Source organism: Streptosporangium pseudovulgare (genome assembly GCF_014648055.1).
In the GTDB taxonomy this organism is placed as follows: Bacteria; Actinomycetota; Actinomycetes; order Streptosporangiales; family Streptosporangiaceae; genus Streptosporangium; species Streptosporangium pseudovulgare.
Genome location: NZ_BMQJ01000067.1, coordinates 1 through 712 on the forward strand (window position 1 = coordinate 1; position 712 = coordinate 712).

Below are 712 nucleotides of genomic sequence, written 5' to 3' on the forward strand. Positions count from 1 at the left end.
CTGTTGGCAGCCTCGCGCAACGCCTCCGCCGTACCCGCTGGTCCCCGTCGTGTGTCGTTCGCACGCATCCAGGAACCCCTTGAGGTTCCCGACCTTCTCGCTCTGCAGACCGAGTCGTTCGACTGGTTGCTGGGCAACGAGAAGTGGAAGGGGCGGGTCGAGGCGGCTCGCCAGGCCGGGCGCAAGGACGTTCCGGCCCAGTCGGGTCTCGAAGAGATCTTCGAGGAGATCAGTCCCATCGAGGACTTCTCCGGGACCATGTCCCTGTCGTTCCGCGACCACCGGTTCGAGCCGCCCAAGTACTCCGTTGACGAGTGCAAAGACAAGGACATGACCTACTCCGCCCCGATGTTCGTCACGGCGGAGTTCATCAATAACACCACCGGTGAGATCAAGAGCCAGACCGTGTTCATGGGTGATTTCCCGCTCATGACCGGCAAGGGCACCTTCATCATCAACGGCACCGAGCGTGTCGTGGTCTCCCAGCTGGTCCGCTCTCCGGGTGTCTATTTCGACCGCAGTGTCGACAAGACCTCCGACAAGGATCTGTACGGCTGCAAGGTGATCCCCTCGCGGGGGGCCTGGCTGGAGTTCGAGATCGACAAGCGTGACAGCGTCGGGGTGCGCATCGACCGCAAGCGCAAGCAGGCGGTCACGGTGCTGCTGAAGGCGCTGGGCTGGACCAGTGAGCAGATCCTGGAGCGGTTCGGCC

General features: G+C 63.2%; 1 pseudogene. It reads left to right on the forward strand.

Annotated features, from left to right (window positions below):
- Positions 1-3: 3 nt before the first annotated feature.
- Positions 4-712, forward strand: a pseudogene (locus tag IEZ10_RS38485) (DNA-directed RNA polymerase subunit beta); the annotation flags it as partial.